Origin of the sequence: Pseudomonas karstica, assembly GCF_009707515.1 — a bacterium.
Classification (GTDB): domain Bacteria; phylum Pseudomonadota; class Gammaproteobacteria; order Pseudomonadales; family Pseudomonadaceae; genus Aquipseudomonas; species Aquipseudomonas karstica.
This window is the reverse complement of record NZ_WLYI01000003.1, coordinates 36,822-47,531: the sequence shown is the minus strand read 5'-3', so window position 1 is coordinate 47,531 and position 10,710 is coordinate 36,822. Positions and strand designations below refer to the sequence as shown.

At 54.7% G+C, this 10,710-nt stretch carries 8 protein-coding genes; 3 read left to right on the top strand and 5 right to left on the bottom strand.

Annotated features, from left to right (window positions below; all coding sequences use genetic code 11):
• Positions 1–22: 22 nt before the first annotated feature.
• Positions 23–766: a class I SAM-dependent methyltransferase gene (locus GIR22_RS02940; protein WP_154741859.1), complete on the bottom strand. Its 744-nt coding sequence runs from the start codon at positions 764–766 to the stop codon at positions 23–25.
• A 488-nt stretch (positions 767–1,254) separates the two neighbouring features.
• Between GIR22_RS02940 and GIR22_RS02935 the strand changes: the two genes are divergently transcribed.
• Positions 1,255–1,989 carry a helix-turn-helix transcriptional regulator gene (locus GIR22_RS02935; protein ID WP_154741858.1) on the top strand — a complete coding sequence of 245 codons (735 nt, stop codon included), beginning with the start codon at positions 1,255–1,257 and terminating at the stop codon, positions 1,987–1,989.
• Between the two features lie 103 nt (positions 1,990–2,092).
• On the opposite strand, the gene GIR22_RS02930 is transcribed toward GIR22_RS02935, so the two are convergent.
• Positions 2,093–2,692, bottom strand: a complete 600-nt coding sequence (locus tag GIR22_RS02930) for a LysE family translocator (RefSeq protein WP_154741857.1) — start codon at positions 2,690–2,692, stop codon at positions 2,093–2,095.
• Between the two features lie 473 nt (positions 2,693–3,165).
• Here GIR22_RS02930 and GIR22_RS02925 point away from each other — a divergent pair, with 473 nt between their 5' ends.
• Positions 3,166–3,828, top strand: coding sequence for an acyl-homoserine-lactone synthase (locus tag GIR22_RS02925; RefSeq protein WP_154741856.1), 663 nt, complete (start codon positions 3,166–3,168; stop codon positions 3,826–3,828).
• A gap of 148 nt (positions 3,829–3,976) precedes the next feature.
• Positions 3,977–4,849, top strand: coding sequence for a helix-turn-helix transcriptional regulator (locus GIR22_RS02920; protein WP_154741855.1), 873 nt, complete (start codon positions 3,977–3,979; stop codon positions 4,847–4,849).
• A 63-nt stretch (positions 4,850–4,912) separates the two neighbouring features.
• On the opposite strand, the gene GIR22_RS02915 is transcribed toward GIR22_RS02920, so the two are convergent.
• The 3 genes from GIR22_RS02915 to GIR22_RS02905 are packed head-to-tail and all read right to left on the bottom strand — an operon-like array spanning position 4,913 to position 10,505.
• Complete coding sequence (locus GIR22_RS02915; protein ID WP_154741854.1) at positions 4,913–7,981, bottom strand: efflux RND transporter permease subunit; 3,069 nt, start codon at positions 7,979–7,981, stop codon at positions 4,913–4,915.
• Positions 7,978–9,081, bottom strand: a complete 1,104-nt coding sequence (locus GIR22_RS02910) for an efflux RND transporter periplasmic adaptor subunit (RefSeq protein ID WP_343039632.1) — start codon at positions 9,079–9,081, stop codon at positions 7,978–7,980. Before GIR22_RS02910 ends, GIR22_RS02915 begins: the two co-directional genes overlap by 4 nt.
• The gene (locus tag GIR22_RS02905; RefSeq protein ID WP_154741852.1) at positions 9,078–10,505 is read right to left on the bottom strand and encodes an efflux transporter outer membrane subunit; all 1,428 of its coding nucleotides are present in this window, start codon (positions 10,503–10,505) and stop codon (positions 9,078–9,080) included. The genes GIR22_RS02910 and GIR22_RS02905 overlap by 4 nt, the downstream gene beginning before the upstream one ends.
• Positions 10,506–10,710: the final 205 nt, after the last annotated feature.

The window sequence follows — 10,710 nt, the reverse complement described above, 5'->3', positions numbered from 1 at the left end:
GAAACGGCTCCCCGAATCGGGATTAACTACGCTTGCGCAACACCGCAGCAGGGATCAGTGCATCGCCCAGGGGTTCGAGGACAAAACCTGCGGCGCCGGCTTCCTCGGCGACCTGTTCCAGGCCGAAGGTGTGCCAGTGATGGTCAGCCTGGAAGCGGCGGATTACCTGATCGCCCGCGCGCACCTGGTAGTCCAGGGTCCAATGCATCAGGTCGCCGCCGGCGGGTTCGCCATGCAGTGCGACGTGGTAGGTATGCTCGCCGATTGAGGTGTTGGCAGCTTGCATCAAGGGCACGGTTTGCGGGGCCTTGAGCATCATCACGTCGACAATGACAATGCCGCGCTCATCCAGGCGTTCGGCCAGTTGCTGCCAAAGTTGATGGCGCTGGGGAGCATCGAGGTAACCGATGGTGCCGCAGATTACCGCTGCGGCCAGGCGTGGCGGCAACGTCACTTGATCGAGGGTGCCGGCCAGCACGGTGACGCGCTGGCGCAGGTCGCTGCTGCGCATGATCCGTCCCACCAGTGCAGCCCTCATTGCGGCCGAAGGCTCTACTGCGAGGATTCGCGCCTTGGGCAAGGCGTCGGCAATCACCTGGACGCATGGCCCGGTACCCGCGCCGATGTCCAGGATCACGCCGCTGGGGTCGACTTCCTGCAGCATCTGGGCGATGGGCCCACGGCGCTGCAGCCATTGTTGCTCGCACAGCACATCATAAAACTCGGCAGACAGGGCATATGGATCGGCGTATTGAGCGGTGAGCATGAAGTCATTCCATTTGGCTGAATATCAAGCCTTAATGATAACGAGTCTCAGCACCAATTCAACTGACGGGATCGCTCAGCCTGACACCTCGATTGCAATGTCGCGTTGATCAACAATCACAACTCCAGCTTAGGGGTGCTTATGCAGAAAAATGGGGTACTGCCAACTGCTCATCCCGGTCAAGGCGCAGTGAAATCCGCCGCCCCTAGTTCAGAACTTTTACACCATTGTCCTTGGATCTTTGGCATATAGTCCGATTGTTTCGCTATATCGATATGCATCTAATTTCAAAATACCAAGGCTTGCTTCAAGCATCAGCCACCACCGAAAACCCAGGCCTTTCATGCCGCTGAGCGAGGCTGCACGGTACTCTTGTCATTGTTGACAACCAGTGCTATAAATATTTTCAGCTCATAAATGACATGACGATTTTTTAAAGTAAATAATCTAATAACTCCCAACGCATTACTTTATCGAGTCTGTCAATCATGCCCAAGCTCAACTCAAACCAGAGTCTCTTCAGCTTAATTCAAGAAGTTGAAAGCAGCATCCAAGGGGTCAGCCAGGAAGAGTACACAAAAGTGCTGGGCAGGACATTTGCACAGATCGGAATTGACAAATTTTCTTATGTTTACCTAAACCCCACTCCTTTCGAAAACCCAAGAATTTCGATTCACAGCAACTACCCCGCTGAGTGGGTTGATACTTACCGACAGAACTCCCTCTACAAATCAGACCCTGTAATGGCAAACTCAGCCATCACATCGACTCCCTTTTTCTGGGATGAAATCCCGGAAGAAATAGGTATAAGCAACAAGCTATTCAAGCAATCGACTTCCTATGGCATCAAACAAGGATTTACGGTCCCCCTCCATGACCCTGGCAGGGCGTTTGGCTCCCTTCACTTAACGTCAGAAGAAAACAACCCCGATTTTGTACCCATCGTTCGATCAAACATGCTCATCATAAAAGCCCTCAGCATCATTGCTCATCAGCATCGCCCTATAGACGATATCAGTACTGGCATCACAATAAAACTGACCCCTAGAGAGGTTGAGTTTTTGCACTGGCTTACCCTTGGAAAGAACTATAAGGAAATAGGGCTGATCATGTACATCTCTGAACGAACCGTAAAATTTCACGCCAAACAAATAACCGAAAAGCTTGACTGCATTAACGTCAAGCAAGCCATGATGAAAGCCGCTCAGTTACACCTTGTCTAGCCTCTGATACTTCCTGCCTCGTCTCTCGCCCTACAACCCTCTACTCCCGTTAGGCGCGGTGCTACTTACACTCCTATGTAAATACCAGCATCGATCGTGCCATTCACGTAAACACTGCTTGCGAAGCAATATTAAACAGCATAAAGGATGCATAGAGTCCGAGCACCACGGAAATGCACCGACTAACCCAACGTCCGGAAACCGCCGAGTGTAACTTTCGACCAAAGTAAGCACCTGTCGCAATCCACACAAGCCCTACCGGGAAGATCACCACCGAAAACAGAGAGATGAATGCCACATAACTGTCCGCGGACAAGAACGTTCCGGAAGGCGCAACAAAAGTGGCGAAAAACAATCCTTTTGGATTGGTCAGTGTTGCCACGAAAAGTTCAGGCACTGTAATGCCTGATGCGGCGAGTGAGGTATTGTGCTTTGCCGAAAACCATAGTTTTAACGAAATATAAAATAAAAAACACACTGCAAATACTTTGGTTGCAACAACGACCCATGGATAATCAGCGACCAGCAGATCGATAAATACGCCCCACAGTGTAATTTGAATAATATAGGCCAGCCATTCGGTAGAAATTAGCCTGAAGGAGTACGCGTTCAATCCCCTGCTTATTCCGGACTGCAGCAACAGCGAGTTGGTAGGACCTGGAAGCAACAGGACGGTCAACAGTGACAGTGCAATATAATACATAAGTTCATCCTTTCGAGATGCCAAAACGGCTTATATTTTTGAGGGTTCCATCAGCCTATATTTCATATGGCCGATACCATTCATTCATAGCGCTTCACAAAACAGAATCACACTACGCCCATCACTGCATTGCCGCTTCAGCCCCTGCGCGCAATGAGCTGAAACCTTAGCCACAGAGATAACTCACCCAGATCATTGCTACCTTTTTATGACAGAATTCGCTTTTATACCCGAGTGCAACGATAGGGTAATTAGTACACCCACCGTTACTCTAATCTCTATAGAAGCCTTACTACCCAATAGCTATTAAAGTGCCACCACTAAAATCGTTTTTCATTGCGTATAAATTCATTATAAATCAATGACTTATCAATAATCAGACCCCATATATCCAATACTGTACTTTAGGACAGTTGCATTACTTTATTGTGGCGTTACAGTGACCTAAATACGCACAGCCCAAAAACCCGATCATGAATCACTCTCCACGCACATATCGATTTTTTGATGTAGGCACCAGCATTGGAAGCGATTCAACAACCTTTTATAGAGCCCTGGAGCACATCCTGTTTATCCGTAAAGTAGCGTTTATAGACAGGAAAAAATGGTACGTAGAAAATTATCGCGCAAGCAACTACGAATCGAATAAATACGACGATCGCCATGCTACTTATGTCTACTCACACGAAAAAGACTTGGTGACCAACCGTGTTCGAATAGGCTCCTTCAGCAAACCGACACTTACTGCCTGGGCATTCAGCCTTATGTTAACGGACGAACAAATCAGACCTGATTCTATATACTGTTGGAAGGCAACAAGACTTTCACATTCAGCATGCCGAGAACTAACTCAAGCTAATATAGATTTTCGCACGACGGAGATTTTTCTGTCAATGATAAAATTCGCCAGTAAACAGAATATAGACACTTACAAAATTGTCATAAATACCCTGATGGAGAAAGTTCTGAAACGCTTCGATTGGACCGTAAATAGAAGAAGTATTGCACCGGGAACAAAAAACAAAAAAACCAATTTATGGCCCTTTGCCTGCACACCGACTCCCTATGAGGAAACGCTTAAAAATAACGCCACAAGTCGAACACCTATATATGGCCAATCCCTGATGGCCGGTTGACTCCCATTCGGCCCACCCGATCAAACGCAGTAATACCGGCCAAATAGGTAATACCGAAATACACCTGCAATATTTAAAACATATCATGTGCCCGACGACCAATCCGACCCAAAATATAACACCCCTGACGCCGTACCACGGAGAGCGGATGAACCTACAAAAATTATTTCCGCACGTTGGAAAAGCCATCGCCAGTACTGGCAACCGTAATTTTCCTCGAATGTTGCACGACCTGATACTCACCGAACTGCCTATCGAGGTAACGCATATTACGGAACAATGGATAGATGCGAGGAACACTCAAGAACTGAGCACCTTGAATCTAGATTGTATGGGTATTAACAACACATGTGCCGAGTCCAAAATTGACACTCACCCAGCAAGAAAGCCATTTTTACTTTCCGGTGATATTTTTTTCGAGCACGCCACTCCGAAGATACTTCCAGGCTCCCCCCGCAGTTTGCTCGACAGTGAACACATAGATAAAACACCTCCCCTCAGCTCTGCAACCACCCAACTGCAACTGACGTCTAACAAGAATGGCCATCGTTACGTCCTATCTGTATACCGTTCACCCCTCTCCCAAGGGTTTTCGGTACAAGAGTGTGCATTATTTAAAGACCTCTCCTGCCTGTTGTTGCCCATGGTAGAAGAACACTTTGCCGCTCTGCTCCCGCCGGAACTGCCTCGACATGACAACTACCTCGCCCTGGGCAGTCCAGAAAACGGCGGAATGGACGCATTGCGACAGCGATTTGCTGATCGTCTGCTGCAGTCGGGACTGAATTTGTCTTCTCGCGAAACCGAAGTGTGCGTGGGACTTCTGGCCGGACGCACAGCACCGGAGCTCGCCGAGCAACTCGACCTGAAAGTAAACACGGTCGAAAGTTATCTAAAACGTGCAGCGATAAAGATGGGAATTGGCGGCCGCCGCTCGTTGATTCGCTGGATGCATTCGGTAGATACCAATCCATCCAGTGTTGAATGGGCTACCAATAACGTTACTCGACAAGCTGTCTAACTTCCCCCCCAGCACTTGCCCGATCGTACTTAAAAAGGCCAGTGTTGGGGGTATCCCCTCGCCTCACTTGTTCCCCGCCTCGGCAGTCAACACACGAACGCGGCGCTTGAACCACTCCAGCACATCGTCGATATAAGTGAAAATCACCGGCACTACCAACAAACTCAGCAGTGTCGACGTCAGCAATCCGCCAATCACTACTACGGCCATCGGCTGCCGAAAGCTCGGATCTTCGCCTATCCCCATCGCCGTGGGTAACATCCCGGCGCCCATGGCAATAGTGGTCATCAAAATGGGGCGGGCGCGTTTGTGACATGCGTCTATTAATGCCTCATATCGCCCCAAGGCATAATCACGGCGAGCCATGATTGCGTACTCCACCAATAGAATGGAGTTCTTGGTCACGATCCCCATCAACATCAGCAAACCGATCACCGTAGGCAGGGAAAAACTCATATTGCACACCAACAACGCCACCAGCGCGCCGCCCAACGAGAGCGGCAGCGCCGAAAGAATCGTCGCGGGCTGCAAGAAGTCGTGGAACAACAGCACCAGCACCGCATAAATACAAAATACACCGATGGTCATGGCCAAACTGAAGCTGCCAAACAGTTCAGTCATCAACTGCAACTCTCCCTGCTCCACCAGCTTCACTTCTGAAGGTAGGTTTTGCATCACCGGCAACTTTCTGGCCTCGGCCATGACTTCACCCAGGCTGCGCCCGTTGAGTTCGATTGACAGGGTGATGTTACGCAAGCGATCCAGCCGACTGATTTGTGCCGGTCCGCTGCCCATGCTGATCTCACCCAATGATGCCAACGCCACCTGCCCGTCGAGACCAGTCACGCGTAACTGCTTGATTGAATCAAGATCACCGCGCAGCAGCGGGTCCATGCGTACGCGAATGTCCACCTGGCGCTGGGATAAATTGATTTTACCCAGCGACGAGGAATATTCGCCGTAGGTTGCCATGCGCAAGGTATCGGCGATGTCCTGGCTGGTAATGCCCAATTGCGCGGCGCGGGCGAAATCGGGACGCATCTGGACTTCCGGACGCTGCAGGGCAGTGCTCGACGTGACGTTACCTATCCCCTGCAACTGGCGCAGCTGCGGTTCGAGTGCACTCGCCGTGCGCTCCAGTAAATCACCATCATCACCGGCAAGGACGATATTGAGCCGCTCTCCACTACCGTCACCTCCCACGTTGATGCGTACCCCCGGGAGCATACGCAGTGCCTCGCGCATATTGGCTTCGACCTCGACCTGTTTGAGGTCGCGCTCATCGCGAGGCACCAGATCCACGCTCAAAAAAGCATCGCCGTTACCGGTGATATCGCTGGGCCCGGAACCCGAACTGCTGGCGGTGCCCACAGAAGTGAATACGTGTCGGACCTGCGGCATGGTGCGCAATATTTCGCTGGCTTGCAGAGCTAGCGCAGTGGTTTGTTCCAGCCTGGTACCGGGCGGTAACTCCAGCGTGACTTTGCTGCGGGCATTGTCCTGGGGCGGCAGGAAACTGGTTGGCAGCAAAGGAATCAGCGCCAGCGAGCCAACAAAAAACAAGCCTGCCAACAACATTGTGGTTTTGCGCCGGTTCAGAGTGCCGTGAATCCAGCCCAGATAACGCGTCATCAGCTTGCTGTCGTGTGCTTCATCCTTCCTTGCCCTGAGAAAGTGGGCCGCCATCATCGGCGTCAGCACCCGCGCCACCAGCAACGAAAACAGCAACGCCACCGAGGCGGTCACCCCAAACTGACGGAACAGTATTCCGGCAACCCCACCCATAAAGGCCGTGGGCAAGAATACCGCGACCAGCGTGGCAGTCGTCGCGAGCACCGCCAGACCAATTTCGTCCGACGCCTCGGTGGCTGCCTCACGCGGGGTTTTGCCCATTCGTTGGTGCCGGGAAATGTTTTCGATCTCGACGATGGCATCGTCCACCAGCACGCCGATGACCAGGGCCAGGGCCAGCAATGACACCGTATTGAGCGTGAACCCAGCCAAATACATCACGCCAAAGGTCGGAATGATCGACAGCGGCAGTGCTGTGGCGACGATAAGCGTAGCGCGCCAGTCCCGCAGAAACCACCAGACCACCAGCACCGCCAGCAGCATGCCCTCATACAGCAGGTTCATCGAACCGTGGTAATTGTCGAGGACCGATTTAACGGTGTTGTTGGCTTCGACGATCTTCACGTTGGGATGTTGCGCGATAAACCGGGTCATTGCCTTGCGCACGTCATCGGCCACGCCGACATCGGAAAACCCCAGCGAACGGGTGATCTGGAAACCAATCACCGGTTTGCCGTCACGAAAGGCACGGCTACTGCGTTCGGCGTGGGTGTCGCGAATGTCGCCTAACTGACCCAGCTTGAGCAGGCGACCGTCACCGCTCGGAATGTCGATGGCTCCGAGCGCTGCCGGATCATCAATTGCCCCCAAGGTACGCATGGCCTGCTGACCGCTACCCAAATTGCCTTGGCCGCCGGAGTTGTCCTTTTGCATCGCCTTGAGCTGGTTAGCCACGTCCGCCACACGCATTTCCAGCCCGGCCATCAAGGCCGGGGCCAGGTTGACCTGGATCTCCCGGTCGACACCGCCCACCCGCGAGATTTGCGCCACACCCGGGATGGACAGCAGTTTCTTGCTCAGCTCATTGTCGACAAACCACGACAGTGCTTCCTCATCCAGGCTATCGGATTCGATGACATAGGTGAGCAACGGCGAGGCGCTGGTGGTCAATCGGGATACCGACGGCATATCGAGGCTGGCCGGCAACAGCGGCATGGCACTGTCGACCGCGTTACGTACCTCGTTGAGTGCCTCGTTGCCGTCTTTGTCAATATCAAAGCTGACGCTAATGTTGACGCCACCGTCCGTAATGACGGTGGTCACGTGTTTGAGCAAGCGCAGGGAGGTGAGTTTGTCCTCAATCTTACGCGCCACCTCGGTTTCCAATTGCTCAGGAGCGGCGCCTTCGAGTGAGGCACTGATCACCACCACGGGCAGGTCCATATCCGGGAAGTCCTGGATGCCGAGCCTTTCAAAGCCCAGTAAGCCGAAAATCGTCAGCAGGATAAACAGCATGACCGCCGGAACCGGATGACGAATCGAGAGCGCTGAGATATTCATGGCTGGACAACCGGTGTCTGAACCAGCGTTACGCTCGCGCCGTCATTCAGAAATGCGCCACCGGCACGGATGACGCGCGCCGGTTCATTCAAGCCGCTGAGGATTTCCACCGATTGCTCAAGTCGCCGGCCGACCTCGACGGGACGCTGGACAACACGCATATCGTCCCCCAGGGTGAACACATAGGAGCGACCGTCGCGCAGGATGACGGCGGTGTCCGGCACGGTGAGAGCCTCGCGCGGTGGCAGTTCGATCTGGCCGCTGGCGTACATGCCGGCCTGGGCGGCACTGTCGGTTGGCAGGGCGATATAGACCAGCGCCCGACTGGTTTTCGTGCTCAGTGTGGGCGATACCAGGCGAACCTGTCCTTGCAGGCGCTGGCCGCCCGGCAACGTCAGCCGCGCGACCTGCCCGGCTTGCACCTGGGCCAACTGACGCGAGTCCAGCTCGGCCTGCCATTCGATACGGCCTTCGCGCACCATACGAAAGAGCTCATCGCCAGCCGCCACCACCTTGCCGAGCAACGCGGTACGCGAGGAGATGATGCCATCGTCGACCGCCACGATACGCGTCTGTTTGAGCCTGATCCGAGTGGCTTGCAACTCGGCCCTGGCACCTGCGAGATCGGCCTTGGCGGTCGCCACTTGGATTCGATAGTCTTCGCGCTGCTGTTCTGACAAGGAACCGCTCTGACCGACGATCCGGGCGCGACGGTCATTGGAGTTGGCCTGTTCGAGTTTGGCCACAGCCTGGGCAACGACAGCCTGTTGTTTGCTTTCTTCGGCCAGCACTGTTTCCGAGGCCAGAGTGGCCAACAGTTGCCCTGCCTTGACCCGGCTGCCGACATCGGCTTTGAGGCTGGCAATGCGCAGGCTGCTGGTCTCGGCATTGATGACCGCTTCTTGCCAGGGCGCCAGCGCACCGCTGGCGGACAGCAATTGAGGCCAGAGCTGGCGCCGCGCTTGTACCACTTCCACGCTCAAGCTACTGACATTGGGGGCCTCCACGACCGGCTCAGCCTCACGGCGAAGGTAGACAAACCCAATCACGCCTGCGAGGACGGCGACTGCCAGCAAACGATTTCGCAACGTCGACTTCACACGCCCTCTCCGCTCGATGCCTGGCTTTGCACCAGCGGTTGATTGGCTTGCCATCCGCCACCCAATGCTTTGTATAGGGCGATCCAGTAGCGCACTTGATCCTGCTGCAAGGTGATCAGCTCAATCTCGGCCGTAAGCGCCTCCCGGCGTGCGGTTTCGCGATCCAGCAGGCTGGCACTGCCGGCCTGCCAGTCACGATCGATGGCCTCGAAAGACTCGCGAAAGCCTGTACTGGAACGCACGGCTTCGGACTCACGCCGGCGCGCCGCATCGAGGCGCACCAGCGATTGTTCGACTTCCATGACGCTGGTGCGCAACGTCTGGCGATACACCGCAAGGGCGGCGTCATAACTGGCCCTAGCTCCGTCGACCGCGGCGCGGCGCTTGCCGCCATCGAACAGTGGAATCGACAAGACCGGGCCCAGCGACCAGGAGCGGGCGCGCTCGCCCAAGGTTGCCCCTACGGAAAACGTCCCGGAAAGACTCAAGCTCGGTAGCCGATCAGCCTGGGCCACGCCAATTTCAGCGTTTGCCGCTGCCAGCTCGCGCTCGCTGGACGCAAGGTCCGGGCGCTGGCGCAGCAGATCGGCGGGGATTTCTTGCACGTTGAGCTGAGCCGGATGCGGCAATTGCGCTGATGTGTGACTAAGCACGTTGATCAACCGGCCTTCGTCACTGCCCGTGAGCGCGACAAGGCTTTTGAGCAGGACCTGGCAATCACCCTGCTGACTGATCAGCGTCGCGGCAATGCTCGCCGCACTGGCATCGGCCAACGCCGCATCGGCGGACGAGGTGAAACCGGCCTGGAATGACTGGCGAGTGATGCGCGCCGTGTCTTGTTGCGATTGCGCCTGGTCCTTATAGGCCAGCACCCGTTTCTGACAGCCACGGTATTGCACGTAGTCATCGCCTACCTGCGCCGCCAGCGACACCCGTGCATCATGCCAATCGTCGACTCGCGCCTGGACACGGTTGCTGGCCGCTTCGTTGTTGCGACGCAGCTTGCCGAACAGGTCGATTTCCCACGCGGCGTCGAACTGCGCAGACGAACCCGAACCGGCCTGGCTGACGGAACCTTCCTGTTCGCCACCACGGCCCTTCGATAACGTCGCCCCTAGACTCGGCAACGCCTCGGCGACACGGGTGCCCAAGGTCGCACGGGCCAACGCGATGTTGGCTGCTGCCTGATCCATTGACGGGCTATCGGCTTCGGCCAGGCGCAACAACTCGGCGAGTGCCGGGTCATCGAATTGCTGCCACCAATCGGTCAAGGCTGCCACGGACGCACCATGGGGTAATGGTGCTTGCCATTTGGCGGCGATCGGAACCGTGGGTACCTGATAGTCAGGCCCAAGTACGCAGCCGCTCAGGGCTGTTGCACACAGAATCACCAGCGGATATCGGTGCCAGAACAGGACATTCATCGCTATAACCGTATGAACTCATCGGTTTGATGAGGCGTGTGTGTCGGGTATTTAAACCTGCACCCTCCAAGGTGTCTGGCATGGAAATCAGGGACATGCCCAGCTCGAAAAGTTGGCGATAAACTCAACCCTCCAGCAGAATCGAGCGATCGTTCCTGGCGCGCTAAATATAATATTCAGGTCGTTATTAACACCGCACTTTAAG